Annotated in this window: 11 protein-coding genes; 8 read left to right on the top strand and 3 right to left on the bottom strand. The window is 55.2% G+C overall.

Features of this window, described 5'->3' with window-relative positions; translation table 11 throughout:
* Positions 1–64 precede the first annotated feature (64 nt).
* The 3 genes from AC6I8T_RS10745 to AC6I8T_RS10735 all read left to right on the top strand — a co-directional run bounded on the left by AC6I8T_RS10745 (position 65) and on the right by AC6I8T_RS10735 (position 3,926).
* Positions 65–2,197, top strand: a complete 2,133-nt coding sequence (locus AC6I8T_RS10745; protein WP_497833814.1) for a TonB-dependent siderophore receptor — start codon at positions 65–67, stop codon at positions 2,195–2,197.
* 183 nt (positions 2,198–2,380) lie between these two features.
* Positions 2,381–3,586 carry an FAD-dependent oxidoreductase gene (locus tag AC6I8T_RS10740; protein ID WP_497833813.1) on the top strand — a complete coding sequence of 402 codons (1,206 nt, stop codon included), beginning with the start codon at positions 2,381–2,383 and terminating at the stop codon, positions 3,584–3,586.
* Positions 3,587–3,725: 139 nt separating this feature from the next.
* Positions 3,726–3,926: a DUF2767 family protein gene (locus AC6I8T_RS10735; RefSeq protein ID WP_013509199.1), complete on the top strand. Its 201-nt coding sequence runs from the start codon at positions 3,726–3,728 to the stop codon at positions 3,924–3,926.
* Positions 3,927–3,965: 39 nt separating this feature from the next.
* On the opposite strand, the gene nifJ is transcribed toward AC6I8T_RS10735, so the two are convergent.
* Positions 3,966–7,493: a pyruvate:ferredoxin (flavodoxin) oxidoreductase gene (nifJ, locus tag AC6I8T_RS10730; protein ID WP_497833812.1), complete on the bottom strand. Its 3,528-nt coding sequence runs from the start codon at positions 7,491–7,493 to the stop codon at positions 3,966–3,968.
* A 349-nt stretch (positions 7,494–7,842) separates the two neighbouring features.
* On the opposite strand from nifJ, the gene AC6I8T_RS10725 reads away from it, so the two are divergent.
* Complete coding sequence (locus AC6I8T_RS10725; protein ID WP_021183143.1) at positions 7,843–8,115, top strand: putative hemolysin; 273 nt, start codon at positions 7,843–7,845, stop codon at positions 8,113–8,115.
* Positions 8,116–8,130: 15 nt separating this feature from the next.
* On the opposite strand, the gene AC6I8T_RS10720 is transcribed toward AC6I8T_RS10725, so the two are convergent.
* Positions 8,131–9,123, bottom strand: a complete 993-nt coding sequence (locus AC6I8T_RS10720) for a 2-hydroxyacid dehydrogenase (RefSeq protein ID WP_208723490.1) — start codon at positions 9,121–9,123, stop codon at positions 8,131–8,133.
* Positions 9,124–9,287: 164 nt separating this feature from the next.
* Here AC6I8T_RS10720 and AC6I8T_RS10715 point away from each other — a divergent pair, with 164 nt between their 5' ends.
* Genes AC6I8T_RS10715 through AC6I8T_RS10705 form a run of 3 tightly spaced genes read left to right on the top strand, consistent with a single transcriptional unit; the run spans position 9,288 to position 12,426 of the window.
* Complete coding sequence (locus AC6I8T_RS10715; protein ID WP_208723489.1) at positions 9,288–11,909, top strand: YdbH family protein; 2,622 nt, start codon at positions 9,288–9,290, stop codon at positions 11,907–11,909.
* The gene (locus AC6I8T_RS10710) at positions 11,906–12,094 is read left to right on the top strand and encodes a YnbE family lipoprotein (protein ID WP_013509194.1); all 189 of its coding nucleotides are present in this window, start codon (positions 11,906–11,908) and stop codon (positions 12,092–12,094) included. Before AC6I8T_RS10715 ends, AC6I8T_RS10710 begins: the two co-directional genes overlap by 4 nt.
* 11 nt (positions 12,095–12,105) lie before the next feature.
* On the top strand, positions 12,106–12,426 hold the full coding sequence (locus AC6I8T_RS10705; RefSeq protein ID WP_208723488.1) for a YdbL family probable chaperone protein: 321 nt from the start codon (positions 12,106–12,108) through the stop codon (positions 12,424–12,426).
* 53 nt (positions 12,427–12,479) lie between these two features.
* On the opposite strand, the gene azoR is transcribed toward AC6I8T_RS10705, so the two are convergent.
* Complete coding sequence (gene azoR, locus AC6I8T_RS10700) at positions 12,480–13,079, bottom strand: FMN-dependent NADH-azoreductase (RefSeq protein ID WP_021183147.1); 600 nt, start codon at positions 13,077–13,079, stop codon at positions 12,480–12,482.
* Between the two features lie 245 nt (positions 13,080–13,324).
* On the opposite strand from azoR, the gene hrpA reads away from it, so the two are divergent.
* Complete coding sequence (gene hrpA / locus AC6I8T_RS10695; RefSeq protein WP_208723487.1) at positions 13,325–17,221, top strand: ATP-dependent RNA helicase HrpA; 3,897 nt, start codon at positions 13,325–13,327, stop codon at positions 17,219–17,221.
* The last annotated feature ends 32 nt before the right edge of the window (positions 17,222–17,253 follow it).

Below are 17,253 nucleotides of genomic sequence, written 5' to 3'. Positions count from 1 at the left end.
TGACAGGATTGCGTCAGAGTATGAAAAAACAGTTTGTGATAATTGCCAGGGAAAAAAATCAGAAATGAATGAATATAAAAATATTCAACACCACAAGCGCCCTTTGGGGAAAATATGGCTTGCGGTTTACAGTGGTGCGTTAATTTCTTCAGGTGGCAGCTATGCCGCTACCGACAATAATACCTTGACGGTGACTGCCGCCCAACAGACAGAACAACCCGACACCGGATATTCCAGCCCAACTACGTCGGTCGCCAGTAAAACGCCCACCTCTAAACTGAATGAAGCGCAGTCGGTGAGCGTGGTGACAAATAAACAACTGAGTGATTATCAATCCACCACCCTGTCCGATGCTATGCGTTTTGTTAGTGGCGCTGCGCAGGCGAATACGCTGGGCCAGACGGAAGATGGTATTGTTCGCCGCGGCTTTGGTTCAAACTCCGATGGTTCTGTGTTCCGTGACGGTATCCGTAGTAGCCAGGGACTCAATCTCGATGCCACCACGGATCACGTTGAAGTGTTGAAAGGGTCGTCTTCGCTGTTATACGGTATTTTAAATCCCGGTGGGATGATTAATGTCGTGAGTAAAAAACCGCAATATGAGTGGCACACAATTGTTGGTGGACACTACAACAGTACTGGAGGCGGTGCAGGAAATATTGATATTACCGGCCCACTGGGCAATGGTTTTGCTTTCCGTCTGATTGCCGAAAAACAAGCGCAGAACTACTGGCGCGGATACGGTAACGAAAAACATAATCTGCTGGCACCTTCATTACAGTGGTATGGCGAAAAAGCCAGTTTTAATATCAGCTATGAAAGTTATCAGTATGATATTCCGTACGATCGCGGCACGGCATTTATTAATGGGAAACCGATCAATATCGGTTATAAAACCCGTCTGGATGATTATTCCAACCATGCGTGGGGGCGTAATCAGACCTTCAACAGCTACTGGGATTATCAGTTCAATGACATTTGGTCGACCCGCGTTACCGTAGGGATGAACCAGCGCAAGTACAACAGCAATACCGTGACAACCACCGCCATTAATACAACCACCGGTGTCGTTACGCGACGTCCGGATGCCTTCCGCGGCTTTAACCACAAAACAAAATATGTTTCGTGGGATGCCATCGGGACGCCCGAAATATTTGGCATGACGCATAACCTGGTGGTCGGTACTGATTATGAAATGAACCAAACCTACCGGGCACACGCTTATAACGGTACAAAAAATACTGACTTCACTCTGAGCAACCCGGTTTATGGATTAGCAACCATCACCGACAGCAGTACGGAAAAAACTGCCGACAGTAATTTGCTCAATCGCATTCACAATCGCTCGGTCTATTTTAAAGACAATATTGACCTGACGTCGCAATGGACCGTGGTAGCTGGCGCTCGTTATCAGCACTTCGAACAACGTGAATCAAGAGGCAGTGATTCCACTCTGACTTATAGCGATGAAGGTAATAAGTTTTTGCCTCAAACAGGGCTGATTTATAAGCTGACACCGGCAGTATCTTTCTATGGCAGTTTGAGTAAATCGTTTACGCCATCGACTAATCCGGATGACAACGGCGACGTTGAAGCACCGGAACAGGGTACGACCTATGAAGTCGGCAGCAAATGGCAGATGACACCGGCACTGCTTGCCACGGTTGCGCTCTACCGTATAGATGAGCGCAATGTTGCCTTAGCATTAAACGATGGAACCTATGCCGTAGATAAAGCTCGTTCCAGTGGCATTGAATTAGAGGTTAACGGTGAGATTTATCCTGACTGGGATATTAGCGCCAATTACAGTTACAACGAGGCGAAAATCGTTAACGATAAAACCGACCCGACTAATAATGGTAACCGTCTGCAAAACGCACCACGAAATTCTGGCGCGGTCTATTTAAGCCACGATCTGCGCTTCAATCTGTTGCCGGGCAGTTTCCGTATTGGCGGCGGGGTTCGTTATATGGGCACGCGTGCGGGTGATCCGAGCAACAGTTTCACCCTGCCTGCTTACACCGTCGCGGACAGTTTTATTGGCTGGGACAATCAACTGCTGGGTAAAAAAACGCATTTACAATTGAACCTCAACAACTTGTTTAACAAGCACTATTACACCTCAAGTGGCGGCAATTTGCGCGTTGCTGAAGGTGAAACGCGCAATCTGGTGCTCAGCGCAAGCGTCGAGTTCTGAGGCTGAGGTTCTTCACAGTTATTCCAAAATAGTTCAGGAATACCAAACGGCTCTGTTGGATAGGGAGCCGTTTATTATTACGACCATGACGTCATGGGTGGACATTAAGCCCGCAGCACCAATCGCTATACACAAATGATAATTATTATCATAAACTCTGGTGGTGCTGACCAAGGAGCGATAATGAAGCCTGAAGCGAATGCGATCCTGAACACCGATTGCTGCATTGTTGGCGGCGGTCCGGCCGGGTTGATGCTGGGGTATCTGCTGGTGCGTGCTGGTCTGCGGGTGGTGGTGATTGAAAAACATGCCGATTTTCTGCGTGATTTTCGTGGAGATACCATTCATCCTTCGACCCTGGAGATCATGCATCAGCTTGGTCTGGTGGAGGAACTGCTGCAACTGCCGCATCAGCGTGCCGAAAAGTTACAGGCGGAAATCGCCGGTCAGGAAGTGACGATGGCCGATTTCTCCCGCCTTCCCGTCCAGTACCGTTTTATCGCCTTTATGCCGCAATGGGATTTCCTCAACTTTCTCGCACAGCAAAGCGCGCGCTTTGCCGGATTTACCTTGCTGCAATCCACCACGTTTGATCGCTTCATCGACAATCAGGGGCGCGTGGGTGGCATTCACGCCATCACCAAACAGGGGCCGGTGGAAATCCGGTCGCAGTTGGTGGTCGGCGCTGATGGACGAAACTCCGCTGTCCGTGCCGCTGCCGGGTTAACCAGCCAGGCGTTTGGTGCGTCGCGCGATGTGGTTTGGTTCCGGCTGGATAAGCAGCAGGGCGATCCCACCTGGGGTATGGGGCATAAAGGGCCACGGCAAAACTTTATCGTTATCGACCGGGGTGAGTATTGGCAATGTGGCTACACCATCCCCAAAGGAGAGTTTGCTGCGCTGCAAACGGCGGGTCTGGAGCCATTCAAGGCGGCGATTGCGCAAGTCGCGCCCTTTGATGTGGCACGACTGTCTCAGATTGACGACTGGCAGCAATTTAAGTTGCTGTCGATCCGTATTGACCGCCTCGATAGTTGGATGAAACCCGGTGTACTCTGCATCGGTGATGCGGCGCACGCCATGTCGCCGATTGGCGGTGTTGGCGTGAATCTGGCGATACAGGATGCGGTCGCCGCCGCCAATTATCTGACGCAGCCGTTGCGCAGGGGAGATGTCACCCTGCGTGACCTGGCGAAAGTCCAGAAGCGGCGTCAGTTCCCGACGGTGGCCACCCAGTTCCTGCAAATTAAAATGAGCAGCAATAAACGCAAGCCCGGTAAGAAAAGCCCGATGCCGACCCTTATCCGTCGTTTCCCGTTCCTGCGTTTTGTGTTTGGTCGCCTGATCGGGCTGGGATTCCGGATGGAGAAGCCGCGTTTTTCCGGTTAATTGCCGCTCAGAATAAAGATCAGCATTCTTTGCCCGAATTATTTGTGCATTTATTGATCTGCGCGAAGATTTTGCATGCGCCACGCTGACAGGATGAAGGCATGAGTTACTTTAGTTTCTAAAGGGTGAGGAGAGGCGGATGCAAACTTACGATATGGTTTTTGAAGAAGCGTGCCGGTTAGTCGGTCAATGTTACCTGGAACTGGCACAGCGTGGCGTGGCAACAGAAAAAGATGTGTTGGCAACGGAGTTACAAAATCTGCAACTCCGTTACCGCGAATTAACCGGTTCCCCCAACCGGGCGGTGGAGATGGCAATCACGCAACTCAAGCCCTGTTAATCATCATCAAGCCCGGCCATCTGTGCCGGGCTTTGTTTATCACTCGCTTTTCTCCGCTTTGCCAGCCAGCTCCGCTAACCGCTGATAACGTTGGTTAGCGGCCTCGCTGGCATCCCGCCACAACTGCGCAGCGGCTTCCGGTTGTTCGGTTTGCAACTGGCGGAAGCGCTGCTCATTCATCAATGCCTGCTCCAGCTCGGAAGTCGGTGGGCGCGAATCCAGTGACAACGCAGCTTTTCCCTGTTCCGCGCGTTGCGGATCAAAACGATACAACGGCCAGAATCCACTGGTGGTCAGCAGGCGCATCTGTTCATGGCTATACGCCAGGTCATAGCCGTGTTCTTCGCACGGGCTGTAGGCGATGATCAGCGAGGGACCGGGCCAGGCTTCGGCTTCCTGTATCGCTTTCATGGTTTGATTCAACTGCGCGCCGAGGGAAATCTGCGCCACATAAACATGCCCGTACAACAATGTCGCCATGCCGAGATCTTTACGTGCCTTGCGTTTTCCCTGCTCACCAAATTTGGTGACCGCGCCGAGCGGGGTGGCTTTTGACGCCTGACCGCCGGTGTTGGAATAACATTGCGTATCCAGCACCAGCACATTGACGTTCTCGCTCAGGCTCATCACATGATCCAGCCCGCCGTAACCGATGTCGTAGGCCCAGCCGTCTCCGCCGATTAACCACACCGATTTATCAACCAGCGCATCAGCCGCAGAGATTAACGCCTGAGCAGCGGCGTGCGGCGCATTCTTCAGCTCAGCACGTAGCTGACTAATCTGTTCGCGACGTTGTGAAGTGGTGACGTTGTCACTTTTTAGTGCCGCCACCAGCGCTGCTGGCAACGCAGAGGCGCACTGATCCAGCAAGCGCAGGGCACGCTGGCGCTGCTGATCAACACTCAGGCGGAAGCCAAGGCCGAATTCGGCGTTATCTTCGAACAGCGAATTGGCCCACGCCGGGCCGCGCCCTTCGGCGTTGGTGGTGTAAGGCGTGGAAGGCAGATTGCCGCCGTAGATGGAGGAGCAACCTGTTGCGTTGGCAATCAACAGTCGATCGCCATACAGCTGCGTGAGGATCTTGATATACGGCGTTTCACCGCAGCCGGAACAGGCTCCCGAATATTCAAACAGCGGGGTGATCAGCTGTGAGGTACGGATATCAATACGCTCCAGTTGTTCTGCGGTGATCTCCGGCAGGGCGAGGAACGCGTCATAATTGATTTTCTCCGTTTCAACGTGTTCCAGCCGCGATTGCATATTGATGGCTTTGATTTCCGGGTGCTGGCGGTCGCTGGCGGGACAGACTTCGACGCACAGATTACATCCGGTGCAGTCCTCGGGAGCGACCTGCAACACGTATTTTTGTCCGCGCATATCACGCGATTTGACATCCAGCGACGCCAGACTGGCGGGGGCACCCTCCAGCGCTTCCGGTGTCACGACTTTGGCGCGAATGGCAGCATGTGGGCAGGCCGCGACGCAATGGTTGCACTGGGTACACAGGTCGGGCTGCCAGATGGGGATCGCTTCCGCAATATTTCGCTTTTCCCACTGCGTGGTGCCGGTAGGCCAACTGCCATCCGGCGGCAGGGCGGAAACCGGTAACTTATCGCCCAGCCCGGCCAGCATGGCGGCGGTGACGGTTTTAACAAAGTCGGGGGCATTGTCGGCAACCACAGGTGGGCGATGTGGGCTGCTCGCATCCACCGCCTGCAACGGCACTGCTTCCAGCGCCTGTTGTGCCATTGCCAGCGCCTGCCAGTTACGCTGCACCAGCTCCTCGCCTTTGCTGCGATAACTGCGGGCGATGGCGTTTTGCAGTTCGGTCAGGGCGCTGTCGCCTGGCAGAATTTGTGTCAGTTGGAAGAACGCCATCTGCATTACGGTATTGATACGCGCGCCGAGCTGGCATTCCCGCGCAATTCGCGCTGCATTAATCACATAAAAACGCGCCTGTTTATCGTTGAGCTGCGTCTGTACCTCCTGCGGCAGGCGATGCCACACTTCATCGACGGCATAAGGGGTATTCAGCAGAAAAATGCCGCCTGGTTTCAGTTGATCGAGCATCGAATATTTGTCGATAAATTGTAATTGGTGGCAGCCAATAAAATCGGCCTGCTGAATCAGATAGGCCGACTGAATCGGTTGCTGGCTGACGCGTAAATGTGAAACCGTCAGGCCGCCCGCCTTTTTCGAGTCGTAAACGAAATAGCCCTGCACCTGCCACGGTGTGGCGTTGCCGATAATTTTCAGGTTGTTTTTGGTGGCACTGACGCTGCCATCGCTGCCCAGCCCGTAGAACAACGCTTCAAGATGGGCGCGATTCGGCACAATGTTGGCTTCAGGCGGCAACGAGAGATGGGTGACATCGTCATAAATCCCCACGGTGAAGCGTGCAGGCGGCTGTGGGCGTTGCAATGCACGGAACACCGCCAGCGCCGCATCGGGAGCAAATTCTTTCGACGACAAGCCATAACGCCCGCCACACACCTGCGGCAGAGTGCTGCGTTCTCCACGACTAAAGGCTTCTGCCAGCGCGGTCATCACATCAAGAAACAGCGGTTCACCCAGCGCGCCAGGTTCTTTGGTGCGATCCAGCACCGCCACACGTTGCGTCGTTGTCGGCAACACGCTTAACAGATGTTGAGCCGAGAACGGTCGATACAGACGTACCTTGACCAGCCCGACTTTCTCACCGCGTTGTAGCAACTCATCAATGGCCTCTTCAGCGGTACCGCAGCCGGACCCCATCATGACAATCACCTGTTCCGCCTGCGGATGGCCATAAAACTCAAAGGGTTGGTAGCGGCGGCCAGTTTGTTCCGCAAACGCCATCATGGCGTTTTCGACATGCCCGGTGCAGGCGTCATACCAACGGTTGGTTGCTTCCCGCGACTGGAAGTACGTGTCCGGGTTGGCCGAGGTGCCGCGAACGGTGGGGTGATCCGGCGTCAGGGCGCGGGCGCGATGCTGCGCAATCGCCTGCTGCGGCATCAGCGCCAACAATGTTTCGTCACTTAGCGGCACGATTTTGTTGATTTCGTGTGAGGTACGGAAGCCATCGAAGAAATGGATAAACGGGATGCGGCTGTTGAGTGACGCCATCTGGGCGATCAGGGCAAAATCCTGCGCTTCCTGCACGCTGGAGGCGCAGAGCAGCGCACAGCCGGTCTGGCGCACCGCCATCACGTCGGAGTGGTCGCCAAAGATGGATAACGCATGGGTGGCGACGGTGCGTGCGGCGACATGCAGTACAAACGGCATCAATTGCCCAGCCAGTTTGTACAGGTTAGGGATCATCAGCAGTAACCCCTGCGATGAGGTGAAGGAGGTGGATAACGACCCGGTTTGCAACGCGCCATGCACGGTGGCTATCGCCCCCCCTTCGGATTGCATCTCAACCACGCGTGGCACATCGCCCCAGATATTGCGGCGGCCTTCCCCGGACCAGCCATCGGCCAGTTCAGCCATGGTTGAACTGGGGGTTATGGGATAAATGGCGATAACTTCGCTGGTGCGGAAGGCGACAGAAGCCACTGCGCCATTGCCGTCGACGGTAATCATAAATCGTCCTTTGCTTCGCTGAGAATGCCCGTAAACATTACGTCATGCTTTATCGCGCGATACGGATTGCCATAAAGTTTCCGGGGTTAATTATCTCAGTCTAGCAAAGCGGGCAGGCATCACTTTCTCATCCGTGTGATGTCAGTGGCTTGTCGCACCACTGACTAAGGTTGCTGCTTTTTACATCATGACGGGTGCGGATAAGAGGTGAAAAAAGGGTAATCAGGATAATTCTGGTTGCAAAGTGTGAAAGAAAATTTTGTAAAAAGCTGTGTCGCCTCTCGACCCCTTGCTGCGCCTGACATATGCTGGTTCGAATTTTTCCCCCGAACCGCCCGGAGCCTGATCGATGAAAGCCGCTTCCTTCCTGCTGGCCGGTGTTGCGCTGTTACTTTCCGCTTGCAGCAGCAATAGTGATAATGAACCGCCACAACAGGCGACCGCTGCGCATATTCAACCGCAGGTGGTGATGTCGTCATTGGCTGAAACTAACTGTGCCAATGCCGGGGGAACACTGGCGTTTTCACGCCAGTTAGATGGTTCGCGCATCGGCATGTGCCAGATGGCGAATGGCCGTCGCTGCGATGAGCAGGCGCTGATCGGTGGAAGCTGCGCCCGCTAACGCAGGCGCCGGGTGTCAGGCTTTCACCTGGTTAGGGCAAGTTTCACCGCGTTCCAGCTGACCCAGATTGTTTAACGTGGTTTCGGAGATGGCGGTCAATGCTTCCGCCGTCAGAAACGCCTGATGGCCGGTAAACAGCACGTTATGGCAGGCAGAGAGACGACGGAACACGTCATCCTGAATGACATCATTCGATTTATCTTCAAAGAACAGATCGCGTTCGTTTTCATACACGTCCATCCCCAGTGAACCGATTTTCTGCTGCTTCAGCGCATCGATTGCTGCCTGTGAATCAATCAAGCCGCCACGGCTGGTGTTGATAATCATCACGCCATCTTTCATCTGGCTGAAGGCCGCGGCATTCAGCAGATGGTGGTTTTCTGGCGTCAGCGGGCAGTGCAGGGTGATGACATCCGATTGTGACAGCAGGGTTTTTAGATCAACATATTCGGCTCCCAATTCCAGTGCCTGGGCGCTGGGATAGGGATCAAACGCCAGCAGGCGCATACCAAACCCTTTCAGAATACGCATCGCCGCCACGCCAATCTTGCCGGTGCCGACGATCCCGGCAGTTTTACCGTGCATATTGAAGCCGGTTAAGCCATCCAGCGAGAAGTTCGCATCACGCGTACGTTGATAAGCGCGATGGATACGCCGGTTGAGCGTCATCATCAGGCCAACTGCATGTTCCGCAACGGCTTCTGGCGAATAGGCGGGAACACGCACCACCTGCAAACCGAGAGCGGCGGCAGCGTCCAGATCGACGTTATTAAAACCGGCACAGCGTAACGCGATATATTTCACGCCCAGCGCAGCCAACTCCTCCAGCACCACTTTGCCGCCATCATCATTCACGAAGATGCACACCGCATCACAGCCTACGGCGTTCTTGGCTGTGGTTTCCGTCAGCAGAAAGTCGAAGAACACCAACTCGAATCCATAGCTGGCGTTAACATGTTCAAGATACTTCTGGTCATACTGTTTGGTACTGTAAACCGCAACTTTCATTGTTTCGCTCCTGAAAAATGGCATGTTGGCAGAGGACAGGATAACGTTTTCTGGTCGAAACAGCGCGCAATGATCGCATGCCACCGGGTAAAACCTTCATTTACCCGGTATAACATGCCATCATCTTCGTCAGGATTTTGTAAGGAACAGGAACGTTAGCTGCCATGACGCGGGGCCTTCGCCGAACACTTGCTGCGCTACTGGCGCTGATACTGCTGCTACTGGGACTGCTGCTGACGGTGACGCAATGGTTACCCCGGCTGGCAGGCATCTGGCTGCCGGAAGATACCCGCGTGGAGCTGAACGGCGCGCCAGGCTGGCAGCAGGGTGGCCTCTATTTCCCGGCAGTGCGTTACCTGGCGGGTGATTGTGAGCTGGCGAAAGTCAGCGATGCCATCCTCGGTTGGCACCAGCATCGCTGGCAACTGCACGCCCGCCAGGTACAACTCGACAGCAACTGCCTGCAATCGCTGCCGCAAAACACCACCCCGAACGATGCGCCACGTACGCTGGCGCAGTGGCAGGCATTGCTGCCCGGCGCGGATATCCACCTTGACCAACTGGTGTTGCTGCCGTGGCAGCAATATGCCGGGCAGTTTGATCTCACCCTGGATAAAACCGCGCAGCAACTGCGTTATCAGGGCGAGAATCTTACCGTTGACGCCCGTCTGCAAGGACAACAACTGCAACTCTCGCGGTTGACGCTAACGCAACCGTTGCTCCCCAAACCACTGGATCTCCAGGGTACGCTGACGCTGCCCACCTTTGCCGACGGCCTTCCGGTCGCGGGTGAGTTAACGGGGGATGCAAGTCTGAGCCAATGGCCGCAGCCACTGCGGCTGGCGCTGAACTGGCAGCAGCAGCAAGGGACGCTAACCGTGAGTCAGCAGGGCGACGATCAGCCGTTGCTGCAACTACCGTGGCAGGTCGATCAACAACACATTCGTATTACCCAGGGACACTGGCGCTGGCCACAGCCCGATCAGCCGCTGTCGGGCGGTCTGGCATTGACCTTAACCGACTGGCAGCAGGGACTGGATCACACCCAGGTTCAGGGACGATTTAACCTGCTGACACAAGGCAAAGGGGGCAAGGGCAACCTGGTGTTGAGTGTCGGGCCAGGGACGCTCAGCCTGAATAACAGCGCCTTGCCATTCCAGCTTACTGGCGAAAGCAAATTCGCCCGGTTGCAATTATATGGCGCCATCCCCGGCGAGTTGCAGGGGATGCTGACCGACCCGCAGCTGGTGTTGAAACCGGGTGCCTTGTTGCGCCTGCGTGGTCGGTTGTTGTCAACGCTGGAGGTGGATGAGGCGCGCTGGCCGCTGGCGGGCGTGACCCTGAGCAGCGAGGGGATCAACGGACGTTTGCAGGCGATTCTGCAAGCGCACGACCCCAGTTTTGGCCGTTTGCGGCTGCACCTCGACGGGCGCGCCACGCAATTCTGGCCGGACAGTGGACGCTGGAACTGGCGCTACTGGGGCGATGGCATGATGCAGCCGCTCAACGCTAAATGGGATGTCAAAGGGACCGGCAGTTGGCAGGATACCCTGATTAGCCTGGATACGCTGGACACCGGATTTGACCAACTGGCATATGGTATGGCGCAGGTGAGCAAACCGCGTTTGACCCTGACCGCACCGGTACGCTGGCAGCGCGATGCGCAGCAACCCAGCTTTGCTGGTGGCTTTGTGTTGAAATCCGGCCAGACGCATTTCAGCTATGGCGGCTGGCTGCCGCCGTCAGAGCTTGAGTTTGCGGCCAAAGGCAGCGACCCCAGTCAGTTTATCTGGCACGGCCAGCTTAAGGCGGGTGAGATCGGTCCGTTGCGGGTGAATGGTCGTTGGGATGGTGCGCGTCTGCGCGGCCAGGCCTGGTGGCCAGCACAATCACTGGCGGTATTTCAGCCGTTGCTCAGTAGCGATTTGAAGATGCGCATTCAGTCTGGTCAACTCCAGGCACAGGTGGCTTTCTCCGCCGCTACCGATCAAGGTTTCGAGGCGGGTGGTCACTGGACAGTGAAAAATGGCAGCGTCTGGATGCCGGATAGCGAAATCAACGGCATCGATTTCTCGCTGCCGTTTCGACTGAAGGCCGACCAGTGGCAGTTGGGACGACGTGGGCCGGTTTCTTTGCGCATTGCTGAAATAAAAAACCAGTTTGCCTTGCAGAACATCACCGCCGATTTACAGGGGCATTATCCGTGGCAGGAACGTCAGCCGTTGCGGCTATCTAACGTCAATCTTGACCTGCTGGGCGGGCATGTCAGCCTGCCAGATCTGCGCCTGCCACAGCACGAAGCGGCGCTGATTTCTCTGCGTGACATTGATCTCAGCCGCCTGATCACCGCCATCAAACCAAAGCAATTTGCCATGTCCGGCAAGGTGAATGGCGAGCTGCCGCTGTGGGTCAACAATCCGCGCTGGCTGATTGAAAAAGGCTGGATTGCCAATGGGGGACCACTGACGTTTCGCATGGATAAAGATATGGCCGATGCCATCACCACAAACAACATTGCCGCAGGCGCGGCGATGGACTGGCTGCGCTATATGGAGATCTCCCGCTCATGGGCCACGCTGGATCTGGATAACTTTGGCAATCTGACCCTGCAATCTGAGGTAAAGGGCACCAGCCAGTTCAGCAACCGGCGGCAGTCGGTCAATCTTAACTACCGTCATCAGGAAAACCTGTTCCAGCTGTGGCGCAGCCTGCGCTTTGGCGATAATTTGCAATCCTGGGTGGAGCAAAACGCCACCCTGCCATCCAAGAAGGATCCCCAACCATGAGCCTGAGGGCATTACTGGTGCTGGCAGCCGGGCTGCCGCTGATCGGCTGTGTGCCGCGCATTGAAGTTGCTGCGCCGAAAGAGCCAATCACCATCAATATGAATGTGAAAATCGAGCATGAAATCCACATCAAGGTCGATAAAGATGTGGAAGCGCTGCTGAAAAATCAGAGCGGTTTATTTTGAGGAGGGCAGCGATGAAACAAAAAGGAATCGCGTGGTTGCTGGCGATGCTGTTGGTACCTTCCGCCTGGGCACTGACGCTTGATCAGGCACGTCAGCAGGGGCGCGTCGGCGAAACCCTGAGCGGTTATATTGCGGCGCGTCAGCAGGACAGTGAAACCCTGGCGCTGGTGAAACGTATCAATGAGGGACGCAGCCAGCAATATCAACGCGTGGCGCAGCAGAACAATCTCACCAGCAGTGAGGTGGCACGCATTGCCGGGGAAAAACTGGTGGATCGTGCCGGTGCTGGCGAATATGTGCAGGGCATCAATGGACAATGGTTGCGCAAATAGCAAAAAAAACCGGGCACTCAGGCCCGGCAAAAAGATAGCATTCTTTTTAAAGATTACGCAGCAACAATCTCTTTGATCGCGTCTTTCGCATCGCTGGCCGCTTTGGTCGCCACTTCCGGACCGTAAGCGATACCTTCTGCGAACACGAAGTTCACATCAGTGATGCCGATGAAGCCGAGGAACAGCTTAACGTACGGCGTCAGCAGGTCAGTCGGGGTATCTTTGTGGATGCCGCCACGGCTGGACAGAATCACTGCACGTTTACCTTTCACCAGACCTTCCGGGCCTGCTTCGGTGTAACGGAAAGTTACGCCAGCACGGGCAATCAGGTCGAAGTAGTTTTTCAGCTGAGTCGGGATGTTGAAGTTGTACATCGGCGCAGCGATAACTACGACGTCATGAGCTTGCAGTTCAGCAATCAGTTCGTCTGACAGAGCCAGCGCTTCTTGTTGACGCGGAGACAGTGGTGCGTCAGACGGACGCAGCGCACCCACCAGCTCACCGTCCAGAACCGGGATCGGATTCGCGGCCAGGTCACGAACGGTGACGGTATCACCTTTGCTCTGTGCCTGTTCAACATAGAAATCAGCCAGTTGGTTGGACTGAGAGTAACCGGCGAGGATGCTGGATTTCAGAACTAATACTTTGCTCATGGTGTTTTCCTGTTTGTTACGCGGAAGGCTTACCGCTCAATGCGTTACACTCTACGGAGATCCCCCTGCGGTGAAAAGCGCAATATTTCGAGAGCTATGTTCGAATTTATTGAATAAGGCCGCACGCGCGGTCAGGGCGGCAGGGGCAAATTATGCTATGATGCCGTCCATTAATTGATTGAATCCGCCGTGATTTTCGGCCGGCAGCGCACCGGTTGCCCTGCCACAACAGGTAACTCATTACTATGTCATCATCCGTTACTTCTCCTTTAGCGCCGCTCTGGACGCGACTTGATAACCTGATGTTACGCGATCGCCAACGGTTACAACGGCGACTCCAGGGCGCGACAAAAGTAAAAAATCCTGAAGCACAACAGGGGATTGCGACCGATCTGGCCGCCGAGTTCACCCTCGCGGAGCAGCGCGTGGCGCAACGTATGGCGGCTACGCCGCGCATTACCTTTCCGGAAAATCTACCGGTCAGCCAGAAGCAGCAGGCGATCGCTGAAGCGATTCGCGACCATCAGGTGGTGATCGTTGCCGGTGAAACGGGTTCGGGGAAAACCACGCAGTTACCGAAGATTTGTCTGGCGCTGGGCCGTGGGGTTAAAGGGTTGATTGGTCATACGCAACCCCGCCGTCTGGCGGCGCGCACCGTAGCGAACCGCATCGCGGATGAACTGGAGACGTCACTCGGTGGCTGCATCGGCTACAAGGTGCGTTTTAATGATCAGGTCAGCGACACCACCCAGGTGAAGCTGATGACTGACGGTATTTTGCTGGCAGAAATCCAGCAGGACCGCCTGTTGTTGCAATATGACACCATCATCATCGATGAAGCGCATGAACGTAGCCTGAACATCGATTTTCTGCTCGGTTATCTGCGCGAATTGCTGCCACGCCGTCCCGATTTGAAGGTGATCATCACCTCGGCGACCATCGATCCTCAGCGCTTTTCACGCCATTTTCACAATGCGCCGGTGATTGAAGTCTCCGGGCGCACTTTCCCGGTGGAGGTGCGTTATCGTCCTGTGGTTGAAGAAGCCGAGGATACCGATCGTGACCAGCTTCAGGCGATTTTCGATGCGGTGGATGAACTGGGACAGGAAAGTCGGGGTGATATCCTGATCTTTATGAGTGGTGAACGCGAAATTCGCGATACCGCCGATGCGCTGATGAAACGCGATTTGCCGCATACCGAGATTCTGCCGCTGTACGCGCGATTGTCGAATGCCGAACAGAACCGGGTGTTCCAGTCGCACAGTGGACGCCGCATCGTGCTGGCGACCAACGTGGCGGAAACCTCACTGACCGTGCCGGGTATTAAGTACGTTATCGACCCCGGCACGGCACGTATCAGCCGCTACAGCTACCGCACCAAAGTGCAGCGCCTGCCGATTGAGCCGGTTTCCCAGGCATCGGCTAATCAGCGTAAAGGCCGCTGTGGTCGCGTCTCGGAAGGTATCTGTATTCGTCTCTACTCAGAAGACGATTTCCTCAGCCGTCCTGAGTTTACCGACCCGGAGATTCTGCGTACCAACCTCGCGTCGGTTATTTTGCAGATGACTGCGCTCGGGCTGGGCGATATCGCTGCCTTCCCGTTTGTCGAAGCACCGGATAAGCGCAATATCCAGGACGGGGTGCGTCTGCTGGAGGAGCTGGGGGCGATCACCGTCAATGAGGATGGTCACTACAAACTGACGGCATCAGGACGGCAACTGGCGTTGCTGCCGGTCGATCCGCGTCTGGCGCGCATGGTGCTGGAAGCGCAGAAATTTGGCTGCGTACGTGAAGCGATGATCATCACCGCTGCGTTGTCGATTCAGGATCCGCGAGAGCGTCCGGTGGAGAAACAGCAGGCATCAGACGAAAAACATCGGCGATTTGCTGACAAAGAGTCAGATTTTCTCGCTTTCGTTAATTTGTGGAACTATCTCCAGGAACAACAAAAGGCGCTGTCGGGCAATCAGTTCCGTCGCCAGTGTAAAAGCGACTATCTCAACTATCTGCGTGTGCGTGAATGGCAGGATATCTATACCCAGTTGCGTCAGGTGGTGCGTGAACAAGGTATGCCGGTCAACAGCGAACCTGCGCCTTATCGAGAAGTACACTGCGCGTTGCTTACGGGCTTGCTATCACATATCGGGCAGAAAGACGCAGAAAAACAAGAGTTTACCGGCGCACGCAACGCCCGCTTCTCCATCTTCCCCGGTTCCGGGCTGTTTAAGAAGCCGCCCAAGTGGACCGTGGTGGCGGAGCTGGTGGAAACCAGCCGTCTGTGGGGACGCATTGCGGCACGCATCGATCCTGAATGGATCGAACCACTGGCGCAGCATTTGCTGAAGCGCAGCTACAGCGAACCGCACTGGGAAAAAGCCCAGGGTGCGGTAATGGCCAGTGAAAAAGTGACGCTGTACGGTTTGCCGATTGTACAGGCGCGCAAGGTCAACTACGGCCAGATTGATCCGCAGCTAAGCCGTGAATTGTTTATCCGTCACGCGCTGGTGGAGGGGGACTGGCAGAACCGTCACGCCTTCTTCCGCAGCAACCAAAAACTGCGTAGCGAAGTGGAAGACCTGGAACATAAATCACGCCGCCGTGACATCCTGGTTGATGATGAAACCTTGTTTGCTTTCTACGACCGACGTATCGGCAGCGAGGTGGTTTCCGCGCGCCATTTTGACAGTTGGTGGAAAAAGGCCAGCAAAGAAAACGCGGATTTGCTCAGTTTTGATAAGCAGATGCTGATCAAAGATGGCGCGGAAAAGGTCAGCCAACTCGATTACCCGAATTTCTGGCATCAGGGCAACCTGAAGCTGAAACTCAGTTACCAGTTTGAACCGGGCGCAGATGCTGACGGGGTGACGGTGCATATTCCGCTGCCGCTACTCAATCAGGTGGAGGAAGGTGGCTTTGAGTGGCAGATCCCGGGCGTACGCCGCGAGCTGGTGATTGCGTTGATTAAGTCATTACCGAAACCGGTTCGACGTAATCTGGTGCCCGCCCCGAACTATGCTGAGGCCTTCCTTGGACGCGTTACGGCGCTGGAGCTGCCGTTGCTGGATGCGCTGGAGCGTGAGTTCCGCCGCATGACCGGTGTCACCATTGACCGCGAAGCCTGGCAGTGGGATCAGGTGCCCGATCACCTGAAAATGACGTTCCGCGTGGTTGACGAACACAACCGTAAGTTGCAGGAAGGCAAGGACCTGCATCAGTTGAAGCAGGCGCTGAAAGGCAAAGTACAGGAAACCCTGTCGAAAGTGGCGGATGATGGGCTGGAGCAGAGCGGCCTGCATATCTGGAGCTTTGGTGATTTGCCACAAAGCTATGAACAGAAGCGGGGCAGTTATCAGGTCAAAGCCTGGCCTGCGCTGGTGGATGAAAAAGACAGCGTTGCCATCCGCCTGTTCGACAGCGAACAGGAACAACAAAAGATGATGTGGCGCGGTCAGCGGCGTTTGCTGCTGCTCAATATCCCGTCACCGATCAAATATCTGCATGAGAAGCTGCCGAACAAAGCCAAGCTCGGTCTGTACTTTAACCCGTACGGCAAAGTGCTGGATTTGATTGATGACTGCATCGCCTGTGGCGTGGATAAGCTGATGGGTGAAGCCGGTGGTCCGGCGTGGCAGCAGGAGAATTTCGAGCAGCTACGTGACAAAGTGCGTGCCGAACTGAATGAAACGGTGGTCACCATCGCGAAGCAGGTGGAGCAGATTCTGACCTGCGTATTCAATATCAACAAACGCCTGAAGGGCCGGGTGGATATGTCGCTGGCGCTGGCGTTGGCTGATATCAAAAATCAGATGAATGGCCTGGTATACCGTGGTTTCGTCACCAGCAATGGCTGGCAGCGGCTGGCGGATACCTTACGCTATTTGCAGGGCATCGAACGCCGTCTGGAGAAGCTGCCGGTGGACCCGCACAGCGATCGGGCGCGGATGTTGAAAGTGCAGGCGGTGGAGCAGGCGTGGCAGAGCTGGCGTAACAAGCTGCCGCCGCAACGTCAGGACGATGCAGAGGTGCTGGCGATTCGCTGGATGCTGGAAGAATTACGTATCAGCTACTTTGCTCAGCAACTGGGCACCCCTTATCCGATTTCGGATAAGCGTATTGTGCAGACTATGGAGCAGATGGGATGACCTTCGTATCGGCGCGATTTATCGCGCCGATA

The sequence above is a fragment of the Pantoea sp. X-Soil-OKNW-556 genome (genome assembly GCF_059730695.1).
The sequence above is the reverse complement of the archived record's forward strand: the minus strand, read 5'-3'. Positions and strand labels throughout refer to the sequence as shown.